Source organism: Pseudonocardia sp. EC080619-01, from assembly GCF_001420995.1.
Taxonomy (GTDB): Bacteria; Actinomycetota; Actinomycetes; order Mycobacteriales; family Pseudonocardiaceae; genus Pseudonocardia.
The window spans coordinates 3,782,093-3,802,763 of the sequence record NZ_CP012184.1 but is presented as its reverse complement, the minus strand read 5'-3'; the positions used below and the strand labels follow the sequence as shown (position 1 = coordinate 3,802,763).

The 20,671-nt window shown below is 73.5% G+C and carries 19 protein-coding genes; 3 read left to right on the top strand and 16 right to left on the bottom strand.

Features of this window, described 5'->3' with window-relative positions; genetic code table 11:
* Positions 1-3: 3 nt before the first annotated feature.
* From AD017_RS17830 to AD017_RS17810, 5 genes are read right to left on the bottom strand one after another with little or no spacing between them, the layout of a single operon-like run.
* Entirely contained in the window at positions 4-408 is a 405-nt protein-coding gene (locus AD017_RS17830; RefSeq protein ID WP_033199552.1) for a cytidine deaminase, read from the bottom strand.
* Positions 409-444: 36 nt separating this feature from the next.
* Positions 445-1,683 carry an ABC transporter permease gene (locus AD017_RS34600; RefSeq protein ID WP_010230145.1) on the bottom strand — a complete coding sequence of 413 codons (1,239 nt, stop codon included), beginning with the start codon at positions 1,681-1,683 and terminating at the stop codon, positions 445-447.
* Positions 1,680-2,759, bottom strand: a complete 1,080-nt coding sequence (locus AD017_RS34595; RefSeq protein WP_010230148.1) for an ABC transporter permease — start codon at positions 2,757-2,759, stop codon at positions 1,680-1,682. Before AD017_RS34595 ends, AD017_RS34600 begins: the two co-directional genes overlap by 4 nt.
* Positions 2,756-4,267 carry an ABC transporter ATP-binding protein gene (locus AD017_RS17815; protein WP_060574879.1) on the bottom strand — a complete coding sequence of 504 codons (1,512 nt, stop codon included), beginning with the start codon at positions 4,265-4,267 and terminating at the stop codon, positions 2,756-2,758. The genes AD017_RS34595 and AD017_RS17815 overlap by 4 nt, the downstream gene beginning before the upstream one ends.
* A complete protein-coding gene (locus tag AD017_RS17810) occupies positions 4,264-5,415 on the bottom strand; it encodes a BMP family protein (RefSeq protein ID WP_010230153.1) in 1,152 nt (383 codons plus the stop codon). Before AD017_RS17810 ends, AD017_RS17815 begins: the two co-directional genes overlap by 4 nt.
* 203 nt (positions 5,416-5,618) lie before the next feature.
* On the opposite strand from AD017_RS17810, the gene AD017_RS17805 reads away from it, so the two are divergent.
* Both AD017_RS17805 and AD017_RS17800 read left to right on the top strand, forming a co-directional pair.
* A complete protein-coding gene (locus AD017_RS17805) occupies positions 5,619-6,071 on the top strand; it encodes an SRPBCC family protein (protein WP_010230155.1) in 453 nt (150 codons plus the stop codon).
* A 26-nt stretch (positions 6,072-6,097) separates the two neighbouring features.
* On the top strand, positions 6,098-7,402 hold the full coding sequence (locus AD017_RS17800; protein ID WP_227012772.1) for a D-alanyl-D-alanine carboxypeptidase family protein: 1,305 nt from the start codon (positions 6,098-6,100) through the stop codon (positions 7,400-7,402).
* A gap of 214 nt (positions 7,403-7,616) precedes the next feature.
* On the opposite strand, the gene yhjD is transcribed toward AD017_RS17800, so the two are convergent.
* The 9 genes from yhjD to AD017_RS17755 form a co-directional block, all read right to left on the bottom strand.
* Positions 7,617-8,681, bottom strand: coding sequence for an inner membrane protein YhjD (gene yhjD / locus AD017_RS17795; protein WP_010229378.1), 1,065 nt, complete (start codon positions 8,679-8,681; stop codon positions 7,617-7,619).
* A 43-nt stretch (positions 8,682-8,724) separates the two neighbouring features.
* Entirely contained in the window at positions 8,725-9,741 is a 1,017-nt protein-coding gene (trpS, locus tag AD017_RS17790; protein ID WP_010229375.1) for a tryptophan--tRNA ligase, read from the bottom strand.
* A gap of 21 nt (positions 9,742-9,762) precedes the next feature.
* The gene (locus AD017_RS17785; protein ID WP_060574878.1) at positions 9,763-10,665 is read right to left on the bottom strand and encodes a helix-turn-helix domain-containing protein; all 903 of its coding nucleotides are present in this window, start codon (positions 10,663-10,665) and stop codon (positions 9,763-9,765) included.
* A gap of 204 nt (positions 10,666-10,869) precedes the next feature.
* Positions 10,870-11,094: a hypothetical protein gene (locus AD017_RS17780; protein WP_060574877.1), complete on the bottom strand. Its 225-nt coding sequence runs from the start codon at positions 11,092-11,094 to the stop codon at positions 10,870-10,872.
* A 50-nt stretch (positions 11,095-11,144) separates the two neighbouring features.
* Complete coding sequence (locus tag AD017_RS17775; protein ID WP_010229368.1) at positions 11,145-13,733, bottom strand: bifunctional FO biosynthesis protein CofGH; 2,589 nt, start codon at positions 13,731-13,733, stop codon at positions 11,145-11,147.
* An 81-nt stretch (positions 13,734-13,814) separates the two neighbouring features.
* A complete protein-coding gene (locus tag AD017_RS17770; protein ID WP_060574876.1) occupies positions 13,815-14,324 on the bottom strand; it encodes a YbaK/EbsC family protein in 510 nt (169 codons plus the stop codon).
* 41 nt (positions 14,325-14,365) lie between these two features.
* Positions 14,366-15,199, bottom strand: coding sequence for a protein kinase (locus AD017_RS17765; RefSeq protein WP_060574875.1), 834 nt, complete (start codon positions 15,197-15,199; stop codon positions 14,366-14,368).
* The gene (locus AD017_RS17760; protein ID WP_060574874.1) at positions 15,196-16,041 is read right to left on the bottom strand and encodes an exodeoxyribonuclease III; all 846 of its coding nucleotides are present in this window, start codon (positions 16,039-16,041) and stop codon (positions 15,196-15,198) included. The genes AD017_RS17765 and AD017_RS17760 overlap by 4 nt, the downstream gene beginning before the upstream one ends.
* 42 nt (positions 16,042-16,083) lie before the next feature.
* Complete coding sequence (locus AD017_RS17755) at positions 16,084-16,416, bottom strand: hypothetical protein (protein WP_010234099.1); 333 nt, start codon at positions 16,414-16,416, stop codon at positions 16,084-16,086.
* Positions 16,417-16,665: 249 nt separating this feature from the next.
* Here AD017_RS17755 and AD017_RS17750 point away from each other — a divergent pair, with 249 nt between their 5' ends.
* Positions 16,666-18,897 carry an NADP-dependent isocitrate dehydrogenase gene (locus tag AD017_RS17750; RefSeq protein WP_060574873.1) on the top strand — a complete coding sequence of 744 codons (2,232 nt, stop codon included), beginning with the start codon at positions 16,666-16,668 and terminating at the stop codon, positions 18,895-18,897.
* Positions 18,898-19,323: 426 nt separating this feature from the next.
* Here the strand turns inward: AD017_RS17750 and AD017_RS17745 are convergent, their stop codons facing one another.
* On the bottom strand, positions 19,324-19,632 hold the full coding sequence (locus AD017_RS17745; protein ID WP_060574872.1) for a DUF3017 domain-containing protein: 309 nt from the start codon (positions 19,630-19,632) through the stop codon (positions 19,324-19,326).
* Positions 19,633-19,666: 34 nt separating this feature from the next.
* Positions 19,667-20,518 (bottom strand): bifunctional methylenetetrahydrofolate dehydrogenase/methenyltetrahydrofolate cyclohydrolase, encoded by an 852-nt coding sequence (locus AD017_RS17740; protein ID WP_029239886.1) that lies wholly within the window; start codon positions 20,516-20,518, stop codon positions 19,667-19,669.
* Between the last annotated feature and the right edge of the window lie 153 nt (positions 20,519-20,671).

The window sequence follows — 20,671 nt, the reverse complement described above, 5'->3', positions numbered from 1 at the left end:
CCGTCACGGCAGGTGCTCCGGGCCGAACGCGTCGGGCAGCACCTCGGTGAAGGGCAGCACGCCCCGGGGGGTGTCGCACAGCAGCTCCCGTCCGCCGAACTCGTACAGGACCTGCCGGCACCGGCCGCACGGCATCAGCAGGTCGCCGCCGCCGGACCGGCACGCGACCGCCAGCAGCCGTCCGCCGCCGGAGAGCCGCAGCTGCCCGGCGAGGGTCACCTCGGCGCAGACGCCGAGGCCGTAGGAGGCGTTCTCGACGTTGCAGCCGGTGATCACCCGGCCGTCGTCGACGAGTGCCGCGGCGCCCACCCGCAGGCCCGAGTACGGGGCGTACGCCCAGGCCGCGGCCTCGACCGCGGCCGCGCGCAACGCGTCCCAGCCGGGCACCGGCGGGTCCGGGCGCACCATGTCCGCACCGGCGCCGGACGGTCCGCCGCCCGCCACCTAGCGGCCCTCCCCGCGCCGGTACGGATCGCCGAGCCGGGCCGGTGGTCGTAGTCGCTGGGACGCTGCCGCGAGCACGATCAGCGTGACCAGCTGCGGGGCGTAGGACGCGAACTCCGACGGCACCGACTCGATCGACCAGTACAGCGCGTAGACCGCGACGCCGGCGCCCAGCGCGACCGCGGCGGCCGTCCACATCCGCCGGATCGCCCACAGCACGGCGACGACGACCGCGACGAGGGTCGCGGCGTAGAGGAGCGCGTGCACCGCCTCGCCCCCGGCCCGCAGCTGCAGGCCGTCGACGTAGCCGAACAGCGCCGAGCCGACCAGCAGCCCGGCGGGCCGCCAGTTGCCGAAGATCATCGCGGCGAGGCCGATGTAGCCGCGGCCGCCCACCTGGTTCTCCAGGTAGCCGAGCTGGCCGGGGTTGAGCACCAGCGCCGCGCCGCCGAGCCCGGCGAGCCCGCCGGAGACGATCACCGCGGCGTACTTGTGCAGCACGACGTCGACGCCCAGCGACTCGGCCGCCACCGGCGACTCGCCCGACGACCGCAGGCGCAGCCCGAACGGTGTCCGCCACAGGACCCAGAAGCTGAACGGGACCAGCGCGAACCCGAGGACGACGATCGGCGTCAGCCCGGTGACCAGGCCGGACAGCAGCCCGGCGAGGTCCGACACGAACACCCGTTGCTGTGCCTCCAGCGCCTGCAACCCCTGCGAGACGCCGGGTACGGAGAACTCGGTGAACCCGTCGAGCCGCGGGGACTGGCGGGGGTTCTGCGAGACCGGTGCGAAGACGAGCGTCGCCAGGTACTTGGTGATCCCGGTACCGAGCAGCGTGATCGCCACACCGGAGACGATGTGGTTGACGTTGAACGTGACCGTCGCGACCGCGTGCACCAGCCCGCCGAGCGCGCCGAACGCGAGCCCGCCGAGCATCGCAGCCCACGGCCCCCACTGGTAGCCGGCCCAGGCGGCACCCCAGGTCCCGAGCACCATCATGCCCTCGAGACCGATGTTGATGATGCCCGCGCGCTCGGCCCAGAGCCCGCCGAGCGCCGCGAACAGGATCGGCAGGCCGAGCCGGACGGCGGCCTCCGACGTGCCGGACGAGGCGAGCTGGGTCTGCCCGGTCAGCGTCACCGTGATCGACAGGACGAGCACCAGCCCCGCCGCGATCAGCGCGGACCGCGCCCAGCCGGGCAGCCGCCCGGCGCGTTCCAGGACGGCGGCGGTCATGTCGTCGCCTCCACCCGTTCCGGAGCGGGTGCGGAGTCCGCGACCCGCCGCTGCTCGGCGCGCCGCTCCACCCGTCGTACCAGCTCGTAGGCGACGACCACCGACAGCACGATCAGCCCCTGCATGATCAGCACGATCTCCCGCGGGATCCCGACGACGTCGAGCGCCACCGCGGACTTGTCCAGGAACGCCCAGAGCAGCGCGCCGAGCGCGATGCCCACCGGGTGGTTGCGGCCCAGCAGCGCGATCGCGATGCCGGTGAAGCCGTACCCCTGCGGCGACGTGAGCGTGTAGGCGTGGTCGCGGCCGAGCAGCTCGGGCAGCCCGATCAGGCCGGCGACGGCGCCGGAGAGCAGCAGTGCGACGACGATCGTCCGGCGGGCGTTCACCCCGCCCGCCGACGCCGCCGTCGCCGACTCGCCGGAGGCACGCAGCTCGAAGCCGAACCGGGTGCGGGCCAGCAGGAACCAGTAGCCCGCTCCCAGCGCCCCGGCGACGAAGACCATCCCGAAGATCGTCCCGTTGCCGACCGAGATCCCCGGGAACCAGCCGGACTCCGGGATCGGCGGGGTGGTGATGTTGTTGCCGCGCAGCTCGCCGAAGGTCTCGGCCCGGATCAGGAAGGCGATCAGCCCGGTGGCGATCGCGTTCAGCATGATCGTCGAGATGACCTCGGAGACGCCGCGGTAGGCCTTGAGCAGGGCGGGGATCGCGATCCACGCCGCCCCCGTCAGCACCGCCACGACCATGATCAGCAGCGTGTGCAGCACCGGCGGCAGGACCACGGTCCCGCCGACGATCGCCGCCACGCAGGCGGCGACCCGGAACTGCCCCTCGACGCCGATGTTGAACAACCGCATCTGGAAGCCGATCGCGACCGCCAGCGCGGCGATGTAGTAGACGGCGGCGGAGTTCACCGTGTCCACCGCGACCGTGCCCGAACCGAGCTGGGACAGGATCGTGGTGATCGCCGTCCACGGTGAGGCGCCGCTGATCAGCAGCGCGACCGCGCACAGCAGCGCGGCGACGCCGATCGCCAGCGCGGGCGCCACGATCGCGCCCCGCAGCCGGATCATGTCGCGGCCCCGGTCATCTTCGTGCCCAGCTCCTCGGGGGTGACGGTGGCGGGATCGGCGGTGCCGACCAGCCGCCCGTCCAGGATGACGGCGAGCGTGTCGGACAGCCCGATCAGCTCGTCCAGGTCGGCGGAGACCAGCAGCACGGCGAGGCCCGCGGCCCGGGCCCGGCGCAGCTCGGCCCAGATCCCGGCCTGCGCGCCGACGTCGACGCCGCGGGTCGGGTGCGCGGCGATCAGCAGCACCGGCTCACCGGACAGCTCCCGCCCGACGACGAGCTTCTGCTGGTTGCCCCCGGAGAGCGCCGACGCCATGACGTCGATGCCGGGCGTGCGGACGTCGAAGTCGCTCACGATCCGTGCGGTGTCGGCGCGGGCCGCGGCCCGGTCGATCAGCCCGCGCCGCCCGATCGGCGGCCGGGACTGGAAGCCGAGCACCCGGTTCGCCCACAGTGGCTGCTCGCCGAGCAGGGCGTGCCGGGACCGGTCCTCGGGGACGTAGCCGACGCCGCGCTCGCGGCGGGCCATCGTGGACAGCCCGGAGACGTCGTCGCCGGAGAGCAGGACCCGGCCGCGGGCGTGCCTGCGCATCCCCATGACCGTCTCGACCAGCTCGGTCTGACCGTTGCCCTCGACGCCGGCGATGCCCACGACCTCACCGGCGTGCACGACGAGATCGACGCCGTCGAGCAGGTCCCGGCCGCCGTGCGGGTCGGGCAGGCCGAGCCCCTCGACGCGGAGGACCTCGCGGTCGGTGACGGTCGAGTCGCGGGTCTCCGGCGACGGCAGCTCGGAGCCGACCATCATCTCGGCGAGCTCGCGATTGGTGACCGAGCCGGGGTCGGCGGTGCCGACCGTGCGGCCGCGCCGGACGACCGTGATCCGGTCGGCGATGGCGCGCACCTCGTCGAGCTTGTGCGAGATGAACAGGAACGTGTAGCCGTCGGCCCGCATCGAGCGCACGGTCGCGAACAGCTCGTCGACCTCCTGCGGGACCAGCACGGCGGTCGGCTCGTCGAGGATCACCGTGCGGGCGCCCCGGTAGAGCACCTTGAGGATCTCGATGCGCTGCCGGTCGGCGACGCCGAGGTGCTCGACGAGCGTGTCCGGCCGCACCCCGAGCCCGACGGTCGCGGACAGCTCCGCGATCCGGGCCCGGCCGGCGCGCCCGATGCCGTGCAACCGCTCTGCCCCGAGCAGCACGTTCTCGGCGACGGTGAGGTTGTCGGCCAGCATGAAGTGCTGGTGGACCATCCCGATCCCGGCGGCGATCGCGTCGGCGGGATTACGGAAGCGGATCTCCGCCCCACCGACGGCGATCGTGCCCTCGTCGGGCGGCTGCATCCCGTAGAGGATCTTCATCAGGGTCGACTTGCCGGCCCCGTTCTCGCCGCACAGGGCGTGGACCTCACCGGTGGCCACGGCGAGGTCCACGCCGTCGTTGGCGACGACGCCGGGGAACCGCTTGGTGATCCCGCGCAGTTCGACCGCGTACGGCTCCTGTGTCACTTCGTCGAGGTGACCTGGATCTGCCCGGCGATGATCGCGGCCTTGTACGCCTCGAGCTGCGGCCGGATGTCGTCGACCTGTCCACCGGAGAGGGAGTAGCCGACGCCGTCGTTCTTGAGGTCGAACCGCTCGGGCAGCTGGTCGACCGTGTTGCCGGCGACGGCGTTGACGTAGTCGTACACCGCCACGTCGACCCGCTTGATCATCGACGTCATGATCGTGTCGCGGACCTCGGTCAGCTGCGGCGAGTTGTACTGGTCGGAGTCGACCCCGATCGCCTTCTTCTGCGCGGTCTGCGCGGCCGCGAAGACGCCCTGGTTCGACTGCCCCGCGGCGGCGAAGGAGATGTCCGAGCCGCTGTCGTACTGGCCGGAGGCGATCTCGGTGCCGCGGGTGGCGTCGTTGAAGCCGGAGAAGTCTCCGGCCGGCGAGATGTAGGACGCGTCGACCTGGACGTCCGGCGCGACGGCCGTGGCGCCCTGCTCGTACCCGGCCTCGAACTTCTGGATCAGCGGGTTGTCGACGCCGCCGACGAAACCGACCTTGCAGGTCGCCGTCTTGAGCGCGGCTGCGGCACCCACCAGGAAGGAGCCCTGCTCCTCGGCGAACACCAGCGGGGTGACGTTGGGGAGGTCGACGGTGTCGTCGTCGACGATCGCGAACTGCGTCTGCGGGAACTCCTTCGCGACCGTGCCCACGCCGGTGGCGTAGTTGAAGCCGACCGCGATGATCGGGTCGAAACCGCCCTGCGCGAGCTGACGGAGCCGGTTCGTGCCGGCGTCCTCGCTCTCGCCCTGCTGCGCGGTCGCCTCGCGGGTGTTGGCCTTCTGCAGGCCCAGCTCGGCGACGGCCCGGTCCAGGCCGGCCGCGGCGGCGTCGTTGAACGACGCGTCGCCCCGCCCGCCGATGTCGTAGGCCAGGCCGACCTTGAGCGGGCTCGCGTCCGCCTTCGGCTTCTCCGGTGCCGGCTGCGCGCTCGCCGCCGGGACGGACGGCGGCGCGACGCGCTCGCACTCCCCGCCCTGCGCGGTCCCCCCACCGCCGCCGGTGTCGCGGGCACAGCCCGACAGTGCGAGTGCCGCGACGGCAGCGACGGCGATCGCGGTCGCGAACCGGCCACGCCGTCCGATGCGCTGGTTGATCCGCACGAACGTCCTCCCCGTTCCGGCACCGCTCGGTCGGCGGCGCACGTTCCCGCGGGACGGTAATCGTTCACCGGGTCCGGCGGCAGAGTCGAAACATCGTCGTGACGCGGAATCGTCGAGCGGTTGACGGACGGTACGGTTCACCCACCCGGAGCAGCTCCTGGGCCGGGTGCCGCCGTATGCCTCGTCGAGGAGGACGAACCGTCGTGGACCGTGCCGAAGTGACCGTGGACGCCCCGCCCGAGAAGGTGTGGGACCTGGTCTCGGACATCACCCGGGCCGGCGAGTGGAGCCCGGAGGCCACCGGCGGGCGCTGGCGCGACGGCGCGACCGGACCCGCCGTCGGCGGGCGGTTCGTCGGTGGGAACCGGCACGGCGCGATCCGCTGGTCGACCCACTGCCGGGTCACCGAGTGCGAGCCGGCCCGCCGGTTCACCTTCGTCGTCTCCGAGTCGCGGACCGCGTGGGGCTGGGTGCTGACCCCGGCCGACGGCGGCGCGGCCACGCAGCTCACCGCCTGGCGGGAGAGCGTCGGGCGGCCCCCGTTGCCGGTCCGGCTGCTGCAGCGCAGCGGTCTGCTGGGGCGGGACCGCGAGGGGATGATGCGGGACGGCCTGCAGCGCAGCCTCGACCGCGTGCGGAGCATCGTCGAGGGCTGAGCCCCACCATGGGGCATGCTGCGCGTGTGACGACGACGGCCCGCCGGTGGCGGCGGTGCGCGACGGCCCTGCTGGTGCCCGGGCTGCTCCTGCTGACGGCGGGTGCGGCGGTCGCAGCACCGGACGCTTCCGCCTCCGGGCCGGGCGGTTCCTGGCTCGCCGACCTCGCACCGGGCGGTACCCGGCTCGTCGGCCCGGTCCCGGCCGCCGCAGCCGGCTGTCCCGGTCAGGCCGCCCCGCCCGGTCCGCCCGCGGCCGAGGAGACCGTCCCCGTGGCGCCGCTCCCGGTGCCGTCGCCGCCCGTCGGCGGCCTGGCCGTCTGCGCCGACGCCCACGTCGGCCCGGTGCCGCCGCCCCCGGTCGGCGTCGCGTCCTACGTGGTCGCCGACCTGGACTCGCACGAGGTCCTCGCCGCACGCGCCCCGCACGCCCGGGAGCGGCCGGCGTCCACGATCAAGCTGCTGCTCGCGCTCGTGGCCGACGAGGTGCTCCCGCCGGAGCGGGTCGTCGTCGGCACGGTGGAGGACGCGAACATCGACGGCAGCCGCGCCGGTGTCGGCCCCGGCGGCCGCTACACCGTCGACCAGCTGCTGCACGGCCTGCTGCTGGCCTCCGGCAACGACGCGGCGCACGCGCTGTCCCGCGAGCTCGGCGGGGACCAGGCGACGCTGGCCGCGATGCAGGACGCCGCCGCGCACCTCGGGGCCCGCGACACCCGGCCCGCGACGCCGTCCGGGCTGGACGGTCCGGGGATGTCGTCATCGGCATACGACCTCGCACTGATCCTGCGGGCGGCGCTCGACCGGCCCCGGATCGCGGCGGCGCTGCGCACCCCGAGCATCCCCTTCCCCGGGTTCGCCGACCGTCCGGGCTTCGAACTCGGCAACGACGACCGCATGCTCGGCACCCCCGGCTTCCTCGGTGGGAAGAACGGGTTCACCGACGCCGCCCGGCACACCTTCGTCGGCGCCGTCGAACGCGACGGACGACGGCTGGTCGTCGCCCTCGTCCGCGGCGAGTCGCAGCCGGTGCGGATGGTGGACCAGGCACGATCGCTGCTGGACTGGGGCTTCGGCGCCCCGCAGGGCTCGCTCGGGACGCTCGTCGCACCGGGCGACGACACGCCCGTCGCCGATCTCGCGGCGGGGGCGGAGCCGGCCCCCGCTCCGGCTCCGGGCTCGGACTCGGGCTCGGGCTCGGGCTCGGATCCTGCTTCCGATCCGGATCGGGAGGGCGCCGACCCCGGATCCGCGATCGCCGTCGGCGCGGTGGCCGCGGCGGTGGGGGTTGTGGCACTCCTCCTGACGCTGACCCGTCGCCGCCGCGGCTGACCCGCCGGACCGCCCCCGTCCGCGCCAGCCGCACACCCTCTGTGTCAGCCGCGCTTCTTCCCCGTCAGCCGCACACCATCTGCGGCAGCCGCACAGGGCTAGTCCTGTGCGGCATGCCGTCAACCTGTGCGGTGATCCCTCTACCTGTGCGGAGTACCCCCTCCGTGTGCGGCGATGCCGATCAACACGGGTGCGGGACCGGGACGAGTACCGCTCAGTGGCGGCGCCGGCCCCAGGCCCGCAGGCCGAGCACCCCGCCGAGGAGTCCGGCGGTGACCAGCCCCGCCGACGCGAGCGCGCCGGGCCCCTCCCGCACGACGTACTGCGGGCGGATGACGGCAGGGGCCGGGACGTCGCGCGGGCCCTGGTCGTTCTCCTCGGCGCTCGCCGCCCAGGCGGTGACGAACAGCAGGAACCGCGACGTGAAGAAGATGAAGATCAGCAGACCGAGGATCGACCCGAACGCGGCACCGGCCGGCGAGTTACCGATCGTCCCCAGGTAGACGACCATGACCTGCTGCAGGATCGCGAACCCGATCGCGCCGATCAGCGCGGCCTTGGCGGCACTGCGGAAGCTGACCGGCTCGCGCGGCAGCCGGGCGATCACCCAGAGGAAGACCAGCCAGTTCCCGGCGAGACCGAGCAGGAACGCCGCGACCCCCAGCAGGAACCGGGCCCACCCGACCTCGCCGAGTCCGACCAGGTCGAGCAGGTAGGCACCGGCCGCGCCGCCGACCGACGCGATCGCGAACGAGGCGACCAGGGCCAGCCCCAGTCCGACCAGGGAGAGCAGGTCGAACGCCAGCCGCTTGATCATCGGCGGCGCGTCGTCGCGCTGTCCCCACTGCTCGGTGAGCGCCTCGCGGAGGTTGCTCATCCAGCCGATCCCGGAGTAGAGCGCACCGACGAGGCCGATCAGGCCGATCGCCCCCGCCTGCTTGATCGCGGTGTCGACGACGCCGCTGAGCAACTGGCCGATCTCCCCCGGCGCGGCCGACGCGATCCCGTCCTGCAGCGACTGCAGCAGCTCCTCGTTCCCGCGCAGCACGAACCCGGCCGCGGCGAACGCGACCATCAGCAGCGGCACCAGTGCGAGGACCGAGAAGTAGGTGATGGCCGCCGCGTAGTGGTCACCGTGGTTCTCGGTGTACCGCGCACCGGCGCGCACCAGGTGGTCCAGCCACGGGCGCTGCTCCCGCTGCCGCTCGAGGAAGGTCGGGCCCTCCTCCTCGTCCTCGTCGAACCGGTGCGCCGTCGTGGTCGGACGGTTGTCGGCCATGGTTCCCCCGGGTTCGGTCGTGCTCGCCCGCCCCGGGCGGTGGTCACACCGTGGGCGGGAGGAGCCCGATCCTCTCGTGAACCGCGGCCAGTGTCGCGCCGGACACCTCGCGCGCCCGGGTGGCGCCCGTCGCGAGGACCCGGTCGAGCTCGGCCGGATCGGCCAGGTAGCCGTTCACCTTCTCGGCGAACGGCTCGGCGAACCCGGCGACGATCTCGCCGAGGTCCTTCTTCAGGTCGCCGTACCCGCGACCGGCGTACTCCGCCTCGACCTCGGCGACCTTGCGGTCGGTCATCGCCGCGTTGATCGTGAGCAGGTTCGCGATGCCCGGCTTGCCCTCCGGGTCGTAGCGGATCTCCCGCTCGTTGTCGGTGACGGCCGAGCGGATCTTCTTCGCGGACGTCTTCGGCGGGTCGAGCAGCTCCACGATCCCCGACGGCGACGACGCCGACTTGCTCATCTTCGCCGTCGGGTCCTGCAGGTCGTAGATCTTCGCCGTGGCCTGCGGGATGTGCGGCTCGGGCACCCGGAAGGTCTCGCCGAACCGGTGGTTGAACCGCTGCGCGAGGTTGCGGGTCAGCTCCAGGTGCTGGCGCTGGTCCTCACCGACCGGCACCCGGTCGGGCTGGTAGAGCAGGATGTCCGCGGCCTGCAGGATCGGGTAGGTGAACAGTCCGACGGTGGCGCGGTCGGTGCCCTGCTTGGCCGACTTGTCCTTGAACTGCGTCATCCGGCCGGCCTCGCCGAACCCGGTGATGCACTCCAGCACCCAGCTGAGGCGGGCGTGCTCCGGGACGTGCGACTGCACGAACAGGGCGGACCGCTCCGGGTCGAGCCCCAGGCCCAGGAGCTGCGCGGCGGCGACCCGGGTGCGCCGGGCCAGCTCCTTCGGGTCGTGCTCGACGGTGATCGCGTGCAGGTCGACGATGCAGTAGAAGGTGTCGTGGTCCTCCTGCAGCGCCACCCACTGCCGCAGCGCGCCCAGGTAGTTGCCGAGGTGGAACGAGTCGGCGGTGGGCTGGATCCCGGAGAGCACGCGCGGACGGTGGGCGTCGGTCATGGCCCCATCGTTCCAGCCCGATCAACGGGGTTGGACCGGGGACACCGAGCCCCGGTCGAACGCCCGGCCGCAGCGGTCACAGTCCAGCCGGACCTGCAGGTTCTCGCCGCAACCCACGTGCCGGATGACGATGTCGATCGGTGCGCCGTCACCGCCGATCCAGCGGTGCGACCAGTCGACGAGGCAGGCGTGGAGCGGGAACGACGCGCGTCCCTTGTCCGTCAGCCGGTAGCTGCCCGTCCCGGTGCGGACCAGCACGCCCAGCTCCACGAACCGGCGCAGCCGGTCGGAGAGCACCTCCGGCGAGATCCCCAGCTCGGTGGTGAAGCAGCTGAAGGACGTGATGCCGGTGAGCGCCGCGCCCAGCACCGTCACCCCCCACCGGTCGCCGATGATCTCCATCGCACCGGGGAGGAACGACAGCGGGTCGTCGGGCAGCGTCCCGCGGGTGCGCCGGGGGTGCTGCCGGGCGAGGACCTCCAGGCCGGGCGACCCCGGGACCCGGTGGAACTCGGTGTCCCGCGGACCGACGACGTCCCCGCACGAGACGCACCGCAGCTGCGGCCGCGACGGCTCGCCGCACGCCCGGTGCACGATGTCCGGCAGCGGCACCTCCCGCGGCACCCAGGTCTTCTCCCAGTCCCACGTGGTGATCAACAGCTTCCAGACGTCCTCGCCGCGCGGGGTCAGCGCGTACTCGCGCCGCTCGCGGCCACCCTCACGATAAGGACGGGTCTCCAGCAGGCCGGCCTCGACGAGCGAGCGCAGCCGCGCGGACAGGGTGGCGTCGGAGATGTTGAGGGTCTCGCGCCACCCCGCGTACCTGCGGACTCCCAGGAAGGCGCGCTGCAGGATGAGCAGCGTCCAGGTGTCGGCGAGCAGCCCGAGACCGCGCCCGACGGCACCCAGTGACTGCGACTGCACGCACCCTCCTCCTTGACCTGGACCGACCATGATCGTACTCTGCGTCTGACTCTGCTCATCGAAGCCGGGTGTGCAGCGGGGAGCGCGCGCCGGGTGTGAGCGGAAGGTGGGTCCGCGCCGAGCGCGCGGTCCACCCGTCCACGACCGGTCGGGACGCGTGGCGGCGCAGAGGGGGACGCCGCCGCACTCCCGCCGGTCGTGCGGTCAGGCGGGACGGTTCCGGGGGGCCGTCTCGTCGCCGCCGTCACCGGCCGTGTCGTCGGCGGCGTCGGTGTCGTCGTCGGCGCTGCCGGACGCGGCCGCGGGTTCCACCGTCACGACACCCTTGTCGAGGTCGATCGGCCCCAGGCGCCACTGCTCCCCGCCCTGAGCCGCGTCCGAGTCCTCGTGGATCCGCTTCCGCGGGAACATCTCTCCGAGTACACCCATGCAGGCCACGGTACGGACACGGCGCCCGGCCGTGTCCGCCCGCGACGAGGTCAGGCCGGGGCGAGCGGCAGCATCCGGGGACCCGACGGACGCGCCGGGGTGAGCACCGACGGCTCGCCGCGGTAGGTCGTCGTCCGCTGCCGCACCGGGCGCCCGGCCGCGTGCGCGATCTCCGTCAGCTCCTCCACCGAACGCTCCGAGCCGTTCTCCGACCCGGCCATCCGGCTGATGGTCTCCTCCATGAGCGTGCCGCCCATGTCGTCGGCGCCGCCGTTCAGCACCTGGCCGGCCAGCTCGTCACCGAGCTTCACCCAGGACACCTGGACATGGTCGATCCGGCCGTGCAGGGCCAGCCGGGCGAACGCGTGCACGGCCCGGTTGTCGCGCTCCGTCGGCCCCGGCCGGGCGATCCCGGCGAGGTAGATCGGCGCGTTGTGGTGCACGAACGGCAGCGGGACGAACTCCGTGAACCCACCGGTCCGGTCCTGGACCGAGGCGAGCGTGCGCAGGTGTCCCAGCCAGTGCCGGGGCTCGTCGACGTGGCCGTACATCATCGTCGACGACGACGGGATCCCCAGCTCGTGCGCGGTCGACACGACCTCGATCCACTGCGACGCCGGCAGCTTGCCCTTGGTCAGCACCCAGCGGACCTCGTCGTCGAGGATCTCCGCGGCCGTACCCGGGATCGACCCGAGCCCGGCGGCCTTGAGCTCGCTCAGCCACTCCCGGATCGACACCCCGGCCTTCGCGGCGGCGGAGACGATCTCCATCGGGGAGAACGCGTGCACGTGCATCCCCGGCACCGCCTCGTGCACCGCGCGCACCAGGTCGGCGTAGAACGACACCGGCAGCTGCGGGTCGATGCCGCCCTGCACGCACACCTCGGTCGCACCGTCGCGGGCGGCCTCGGCGGCACGCTGGGCGATCTCGTCGAGCGAGAGCCGGAAGGCGTCGGCGTCGCGCTCGCGCTGGGCGAACGCACAGAACCGGCAGCCGACGTAGCAGACGTTCGAGAAGTTGATGTTGCGGTTGACGACGTAGGTGACGTCGTCGCCGTTGACCTGCCTGCGGACGTCGTCGGCGAGCCGGGTCAGCTCCCGCAGCGCGGGCCCCTCGCCGGTCAGGACGGCCATCGCGGCGGCCTCGTTCGCCGGGTCCAGCAGTGCGGCCGGGTCGGACGCGGCGAGCTCCAGCCCCGCCTTCACGTCCCCCGCCAGCCGCTCGGGCGCCCGCGCCCGCTGGGACTCCAGCTCGGCCGCGACCTCGTCCCAGTCGCCGTAGACCGAACCGAAGTCGCTGCGCCGGTCGTCGGTCCGCCCCTCGGTGTCGACGGCGGTGTGGAGGTCGGTCCGCCCGGTGGACTCGAAGCCGCCGTCGGGCTCCTGCCAGGGCAGCCCCTGCACGACGGCGCCGGGGTCGGCCAGGCCGTCCGGCGTCGCGAGCGCGGCGACGTGGCCGTGCAGCCGGGTGTCGATCCAGGGCGACCCGGCCCGCACGTACTTCGGGTAGGCGGTGAGGCGTTCGCGCAGCTCGAAGCCCTCCTCCGCGGTGACCCGGGCCAGCTCGTCGACGGCTGGCCACGGCATCTCCGGGGACACGTGGTCGACGGTCACCGGGGACACGCCGCCCCAGTCGTCGATCCCGGCGCGCAGCATCAGCGCCTGCTCGTCGCCGACCAGGTTCGGCGGTGCCTGCAGCCGGACCTTGGGCCCCAGGACGAGCCGGGAGACGGCGATGGTGGCGGCGAGGTCGTCGAGATCGGCGTCCGGGTCGTTCGCCATCGCGGTGTCGGGCTTGGCCCGGAAGTTCTGGACGATGACCTCCTGCACGTGCCCGTGCTGGCGGGCGGCGGACCGGATCGCGAACAGCGACTCGGCCCGCTCCGTGCGGTTCTCCCCGATCCCGATCAGGATCCCGGTGGTGAAGGGGACGCCGACGCGGCCGGCGTCGGCGAGCGCGCGCACCCGGACCGCGGGCTCCTTGTCGGGGCTGCCGAAGTGCGGGCCGCCCTTCTCGAACAGCCGCTGCGAGGTGGTCTCCAGCATCATCCCCATGCTGGCCGCGACCGGCTTGAGCCGGGTGATCTCCTCCCAGGACATGACCCCCGGGTTCAGGTGCGGCAGCAGCCCGGTCTCCTCGAGCACGGCGATCGCGCAGGCCCGGACGTAGTCCAGCGTCGAGTCGTAGCCACGGGCCTCGAGCCACTCACGGGCCTGCGGCCAGCGCTCCTCGGGCCGGTCCCCGAGGGTGAACAGCGCCTCCTTGCACCCCTGCGCCGCACCCTGCCGGGCGATCTCGACGACCTCGTCGCGCTCCAGGAACATCGAGTCGAGCCGGTGCGGGACGGTCGCGAACGTGCAGTAGTGACACCGGTCCCGGCACAGCCGGGTCAGCGGGATGAAGACGTTGCGGGAGTACGTGACGACGCCCGGGCGCCCCTCCTCGACCAGGCCCGCGTCGCGGACGCGGCCGGCGTGGGAGAGCAGCTCGTCGAGATGCTCACCACGCGCGGCGAGCAGCACGGCGGCCTCGGTGACGTCCAGCGTGGACCCGTCCCGTACCCGGCGCAGCGCCCGGCGCAGGGCGGAGTCCGACGGGGCGGCCTCGGCCGGGACGGGGGCGGCAGGAGTGTCGGCCATGGGATCCACACTAGGTACCCCGGAACGGCGCAGCGACCCTCCGATCGACTACGGAGCATCTCCTCACTGCCGGGAATAGATCTAGGCGACCTCGGCCGCCGTGCCACCGGTGACCGCGACGAGTTCGGCGAAGGTCGTCGGGAACACCGACCGCGCGACACCACCCGCGGCCCAGACGCGGTCGTAGTCGTCGAGGGCGACGTCGACCAGGGTGCGCAGCGGCGCCGGGTGCCCGACGGGCGCCACACCGCCGATGACCTGCCCGGTCGCCGTCCGCACGAACTCCTTGTCGGCCCGCCCGACGGCCACCCCCAGGAGTGCCGCGACCCGGTCGGTGTCCACCCGGTGCCGGCCCGAGGTGAGGACGAGCAGCGGCTCCCCGCCGGCGTCGAACACCAGCGAGTTCGCGATCTGGCCGACCTCGACGTCCAGCGCGGCGGCCGCGGCGGCCGCGGTCGTCACCGCGTCGGGCAGCAGGGCGAGCCCGGCGATCGACGCCGGGTCGGCGCCGGCCCGGCGCAACGACTCCTTCACGGACGCGACGCGGGGGTGGTCGGCGGGGTGCTCGGCGGCGCCGGTGGTCTCGCTCATGACTCCATCCTGGTGGTGCGGGCGAGCGGTTTCCGGGTGGCCTAACGCACGACCCAGAGGAGCATCGCGACGACGGCGACGGCCAGCAACGCGGCCACGACCAGCAGGATCCACCGGTTCCGCCCCAGGTCACCGCCGCTCCCACGGGGCCCGGCGGCCCGTCCCAGCAGCGCGTCGGCGTCGTCCGGCCCCAGTCGCTCCGCAGGGTCGGCCGCGGTCAAACCGGTGATCGCCTGCGCCAGCGGGCTGCCCGGGGCGGCCTCCCGGCCGCCGGCGTGGTGCAGCACCGCGCCGAGGCTCCACAGGTCCGCGGCCGGGGTGTCCCCGGTGCCGCCGTCGCGTTCGGGCGCGGTGAAGGCCCCGGTGTCGGCGCCGGCGGCCCGCGGTCCGACGGCCCGGCTCAGCCCGACGTCGGTGACCAGCGCGCGGCCGTCCGGCGTGATCAGGACGCAGTCCGGGTCGAGACCGCCGTGCGTGCCCGCGCCGGCGTGCACGTCGCGCAGTGCGGCCAGCACCTCGCGGCCGATCCCGGCGACGGCGCGCAGCGACGGCGGATCGTCACCGGCGACGAGCCGCCCGAGCGGGCGGGCGTCGGGGTGCTCGGTGACCAGGTACTCGCGCATGCCGCCGTCCGCGGCCCGGTCGGTGATCAGGTCCAGGACGCCGACGACGCCCGGGTGCCGCAGCCGGCCCGCGGCCCGGACCTCGGCGAGCAGCCGCTGCCGCGCGGCACCGTCGGCGGGCATCACGATCTCGGTGACGGCCACGGTCCGGCCGGTGATCCGGTCCTCGGCACGCCGGGACGGGCCGAACCCGCGCCGGTCGAGCTCGTCGAGCAGGAGGTAGCGACCCCCGACGACCCTGCTCTCGATCACTCGGTACCTCCGGCCGGGGCGCCGGGGCCGAGCCGGACCACCACGGGCGCGTGGTCCGACCAGCGGGTGTCGTGCGACGGCGCGCGCTCCACGACGGCCTCGTGCGCGGCCGCGGCGAGCCCCGGCGTCGTCAGGAGGTGGTCGATCCGCCAGCCGACGTCGTTGTCGAACGCGCGGCCGCGGTAGGTCCACCACGAGTACGGCCCGTCGGTGCCGGGGTGCAGGGCGCGGACGACGTCGGTCCAGCCGTGCTCCAGGAGTCCGGCGAACCACTCGCGCTCGTGCGGCAGGAACCCGGAGTTGCGTTGGTTGTTGCGCCAGTTCCGCAGGTCCTGCTCGGTGGGAGCGATGTTCCAGTCACCGGCGACGACCATCTCGCGGCCGGTGGCGGCGCACCGCGCGAACGCGGTGCGCAGGTGGTCGCCGAAGGTCTTGAGGAACGCGTCCTTGGCGTCCTGCTTGTCCGTGCCCGCGACGCCCTTGGGCAGGTACAGCGAGGCGACGGTGAGGTCACCGGGCAGGTCGACCTCGAGGTAGCGGCCATCGAGGTCGGTGGCCGGGTCGCCGAAGCCGATGCGCACCGCCTCCGGCTCGGACCGGCTCAGGACGGCGACGCCGTTGCGCCCCTTCGCCGTCTCGCACGGCGCGAGACGCAGGTGCCATCCGGCGGCCGCGAGCGCGTCGGTGAGGGCCGCAGGCAGCTCCTCGGGCCGCGCCCGGACCTCCTGGAGGCAGACGGCGTCGACGTCGGTGACCGCCAGCCAGTCGAGCAGCCCCTTGCCGGTGGCCGCCCGGACACCGTTGACGTTCGCGGTGGCGAGGGCACGGACGGGAGGAGGCACGCCCCTACCCTCCCGTACCGGAGGTCACGCGCTGCAACCCCCTCAGCACACGCTGCCCGCGGTCGCGGCGACGCTGTTCGACGGCACCCACCGGTCGCCGCCGGTGAGTTTGCGGAAGCCGCTGTCGACGATCGTCTCGGCGCCGACCTCCTCGCCCCGGGTGAGCGTGTCGACCGGCTGCGCGGACGCCGCGGGCGCCGCACGGACCGTCACCTCGGCGGCCTGCACGGTCACCCGGCAGGTGCTGCCGAACTCGTCGGTGGCGCCGCCGTAGAGCAGGGCCACGGCGGTCAGCCCGACCGCGATCAGCGCCACCAGGGGCCATCCGCTCAGGAACGTCGTCCTCGTGAGCCCCGGGATCTTCACCTTCGCCACGCGGTCCGTCCCCTCCCCGCCGTCGTCGTCGTGCGTACGGTAGCCGGTCCGGCACGTTCCGCAGATCCACCGGCCGGGGTGTCGGACGGGTTACTCCTGCGGGCGGACGGGGGTCCGAACGAGATAGCGTGTGCCGCGGAAAGCGGGCCGCCGCGCCGGGGCCCCCGCCCGGTCACCCCGGGCAGGTCGTCGGCGTCGCGGCAGGGCCGCAGCACACACCCGACGAGCCCGAGGCAGGCCAGACACGCGATGAAGCTCATCTACACGTACACCGACGAGGCGCCGGCACTGGCGACCCACTCCTTCCTGCCGGTCATCGAGGCCTTCGCCGGGCAGGCCGGGGTCGACGTGGAGACCCGTGACATCTCGCTGGCCGCGCGCATCCTGGCGAAGTTCCCGGACCGGCTGACCGACGCGCAGCGCGTCCCGGACTCCCTCGCCGAGCTCGGCGAGCTGGCGAAGACCCCGGACGCCAACATCATCAAGCTGCCGAACATCAGCGCCTCGATCCCGCAGCTCAAGGCCGCGATCAAGGAACTGCAGGGCGCCGGCTACGACGTCCCGGACTACCCCGAGGACCCGCGGACCGACGACGAGAAGGCCGCCCGCGCCGCGTACGACGCCGTCAAGGGCTCCGCGGTGAACCCCGTCCTGCGCGAGGGCAACTCCGACCGCCGCGCCCCGGCGTCGGTGAAGAACTTCGCCCGGAAGCACCCGCACTCGATGGGCGCCTGGAACTCCGACTCGAAGTCCCACGTCGCGACCATGTCCGACGGTGACTTCCGGCACTCCGAGAAGTCCTTCACCGTCGCGGCCGACGGCGCGCTGCGGATCGAGCACGTCGCCGCCGACGGCACCGTCACCGTCCTCAAGGACGCGGTGAAGGTCCTGGCCGGCGAGGTGATCGACGGCTCGGTCATGCGGCGCGAGGCGTTGCAGGCGTTCCTCGCCGAGCAGGTCGCCGACGCGAAGGCGAAGGGTGTGCTGTTCTCGGTGCACCTCAAGGCCACGATGATGAAGGTCTCCGACCCGAAGATCTTCGGGCACGCGGTGCGCGCCTACTTCGCCGACGTGTTCGCCGCCTACGGCGACGACCTCGCCTCGGTCGGCGCCGACCCGGACGACGGGCTGGCCTCGGTGCTGTCCGCGCTGGAGAAGCTGCCCGCCGACAAGCGCGAGGCCATCGAGAAGGCGATCACCGCCGCGTACGAGACCGGCCCGGCGCTGGCCCAGGTCGACTCGTCGCGCGGGATCACCAACCTGCATGTCCCCAGCGACGTCATCATCGACGCGTCGATGCCGGCCGCGATCCGGTCCTCGGGCCAGATGTGGAACGCCGACGACGCGACGCAGGACGCCAAGTTCGTCATCCCGGACTCGTCCTACGCCGACCTGTACGACGAGACCGTCAAGCACTGCATCGCCAACGGTGCCTTCGACCCGACGACGATGGGCACCGTCCCGAACGTCGGCCTGATGGCGCAGAAGGCCGAGGAGTACGGCTCGCACGACAAGACCTTCGAGATCGTCTCCGCGGGCACCGTCCGCGTGGTCGACGCCGCCTCCGGCGAGGAGAAGCTCTCCCACGAGGTCGCCGAGGGCGACATCTGGCGCGCCTGCCAGACCAAGGACGCCCCGATCCGCAACTGGGTCGGGCTGGCCGTCGACCGGGCCCGCGCCACCGGGTCCCCGGCCGTGTTCTGGCTGGACTCCTCGCGCGCCCACGACGCGCAGCTGATCGCCAAGGTCGAGACCTACCTGGGCGAGCTCGACACCGACGGTCTGACCATCGAGATCCTCCCGGTCGGCGAGGCCACCCGGTACACCCTGGAACGGGCACGCAAGGGCGAGGACACCATCTCGGTCACCGGCAACGTGCTGCGCGACTACCTGACCGACCTGTTCCCGATCCTCGAGCTGGGCACCTCGGCGAAGATGCTCTCGATCGTCCCGCTGATGAACGGTGGCGGCCTGTTCGAGACCGGCGCCGGCGGTTCGGCGCCGAAGCACGTCCAGCAGCTGCAGAAGGAGAACCACCTGCGGTGGGACTCCCTCGGCGAGTTCCTGGCGCTGGCCGTCTCGCTGGAGATGCTGGCGTCGAAGTCGCCGGACCCGCTGCGCGCGAAGCTGCTGGGCCAGGCACTCGACGACGCGACCGGCCTGCTCCTGGAGAACGGGAAGTCGCCGTCCCGCAAGGTCAACGAGCTGGACAACCGGGGCAGCCACTTCTACGTCGCGTGGTACTGGGCCCAGGCGCTCGCCGAGCAGACCGAGGACCCGGAGCTGGCCGCGGTGTTCGCCCCGCTGGCGAAGGCCCTCGGCGAGCAGGAGGAGACCATCCTCGGTGAGCTGAACGGCGCGCAGGGCGACCCGGTCGACCTCGGCGGCTACTACTACGTGGACCGCGCGAAGGCCGACTCGGTGATGCGTCCGAGCGCGACCCTCAACGCCGCGATCGACGGGTTCGCTGGCAGGAGCTGATCCCGCGCACCACCTCCGCACGAGGGCCCGTACCCGCATCGCCGGGACGGGCCCTCGGCGCATACGGGGCGACCCCTGCTCACATACGGCCACCCGGATGATCACCATTGCGATCATCGGGTGACCCGGAGGCCGACGGGGACGATCTTGGACCCGTCCGGCGGCATCCCCCGTCACCCAGCGTGCGTAGCGCCCGGTAGAATTCTGTTAGCGATGATCATTATCAAGCAGCCGACCGCCGTGCCGCCCGGGGCCACCGGCCCCGCCCGGCCGGACCGTCGTACGCCCGGGACGTCGCACGGCCCCCGGGCCACCAGCACCGGCCCCGGGCGCCCGGGCAGCAAGCGCCCGGCCGGTCCGCGGCGCCCGCCCACCCGTCGCCCGGCCGGACCCGCCACTCCCGGCGGCGCCCGGCGCTGAGCGGGCTCAGCTGACGGTCAGCGAGCCCCGGGTGATCGTCAGGGCCAGCGCCAGCACGGCGAGGCCGAACCCGCCGTAGACGAGCGCGTCGACGTAGCGGCCGCGGACGGCGAGCAGCCCCACCCGGTCCGGCGGCAGCACCACCCGCAGCACGGCCGCGACGAGCATCGCGACACCGAGGGCGGCCGATCCCTCCCGCCAGTGCTCGGTGGCCACCCGCTGCAGCCCGATCAGGGCGATCGCGAGGACGGTGAGCAGCGGCCAGTACGCGCGCAGCCGCGCTCGCAGCCCGAACCCGCTCCGGGTCGTCGCCATCGGTGCTCCTCCGCCCCGGCCGGGTGCCGGACGCTCAGCCCGCCGCGCGCTCCGCGGCCTCGACCACGTTCGTCAGCAGCATCCCGCGGGTCATCGGGCCGACACCACCCGGCATCGGCGCCAGCAGCCCGGCCACCTCCGCGACCTCCGGTGCGACGTCGCCGACCAGGCCGAGATCGGTCCGGGTCACGCCGACGTCGAGCACCGCCGCCCCCGGCTTGACCTGGTCCGCGGTGATCAGTCCCGCCCTGCCCGCGGCCGCGACGACGACGTCGGCCTCCCGCAGGTGCGCGGTCAGGTCCGTCGTACCCGTGTGGCACAGGGTCACGGTGGCGTTCTCGCTGCGCCGGGTCAGCAGCAGGCCCAGCGGACGGCCGACGGTGACCCCGCGCCCGACCACTACGACCCGCGCGCCGTCCAGCTCGACACCGAAGCGCCGGCACAGCGCGACGATCCCGCGCGGCGTGCACGGCAGCGGACCGGGCTCACCGAGCACCAGCCGGCCGAGGTTGACCGGGTGGAGGCCGTCGGCGTCCTTGAGCGGGTCGACGCGCTCCAGCGCGGCACCCGAGTCCAGCCCGGCCGGGAGCGGGAGCTGGACGATGAACCCCGTGCACGACGGGTCGGCGTTCAGCTCGTCGATCGTGTCGTCGACCTGGGCCTGGCTCGCGTCGGCCGGCAGCTCGCGCTGCAGGGAGGTGATCCCGACCTTCGCGCAGTCGCGGTGCTTGCCGCGGACGTAGGCGTGTGATCCGGGGTCGTCACCGACCAGGACGGTTCCCAGGCCGGGGGTCCGCCCGGCCGCCGTCAGCTTCTCGACGCGGACCCGCAGATCCTCGAGCAGTTCCGCCAGGGTCGCCTTGCCGTCCATGACCGTTGCACTCACATCAGGCATCCTCGCAGGTGCGGGTACGGGCCGCCGAACCTGACCGAAGGACGCGGACGTGCCGCCGAGGTAGAGGATCCGGGCGGTCCGACCTGGGAGAACAGGCTTTCTGCGTGCAACCGGGGTAGGGGATGCGGTCTGGTCGTCCGGAGG

Excerpts from the sequence above, each read along its gene's own strand:
- AD017_RS17830 (WP_033199552.1), bottom strand. The coding sequence starts at position 408 with ATGGTGCGCCCGGACCCGCCGGTGCCCGGCTGGGACGCGTTGCGCGCG.
- AD017_RS34600 (WP_010230145.1), bottom strand. The coding sequence starts at position 1,683 with ATGACCGCCGCCGTCCTGGAACGCGCCGGGCGGCTGCCCGGCTGGGCG.
- AD017_RS34595 (WP_010230148.1), bottom strand. The coding sequence starts at position 2,759 with ATGATCCGGCTGCGGGGCGCGATCGTGGCGCCCGCGCTGGCGATCGGC.
- yhjD (WP_010229378.1), bottom strand. The coding sequence starts at position 8,681 with ATGGCCGACAACCGTCCGACCACGACGGCGCACCGGTTCGACGAGGAC.
- trpS (WP_010229375.1), bottom strand. The coding sequence starts at position 9,741 with ATGACCGACGCCCACCGTCCGCGCGTGCTCTCCGGGATCCAGCCCACC.
- AD017_RS17780 (WP_060574877.1), bottom strand. The coding sequence starts at position 11,094 with ATGGGTGTACTCGGAGAGATGTTCCCGCGGAAGCGGATCCACGAGGAC.
- AD017_RS17775 (WP_010229368.1), bottom strand. The coding sequence starts at position 13,733 with ATGGCCGACACTCCTGCCGCCCCCGTCCCGGCCGAGGCCGCCCCGTCG.
- AD017_RS17770 (WP_060574876.1), bottom strand. The coding sequence starts at position 14,324 with ATGAGCGAGACCACCGGCGCCGCCGAGCACCCCGCCGACCACCCCCGC.
- AD017_RS17750 (WP_060574873.1), top strand. The coding sequence starts at position 16,666 with ATGAAGCTCATCTACACGTACACCGACGAGGCGCCGGCACTGGCGACC.
- AD017_RS17745 (WP_060574872.1), bottom strand. The coding sequence starts at position 19,632 with ATGGCGACGACCCGGAGCGGGTTCGGGCTGCGAGCGCGGCTGCGCGCG.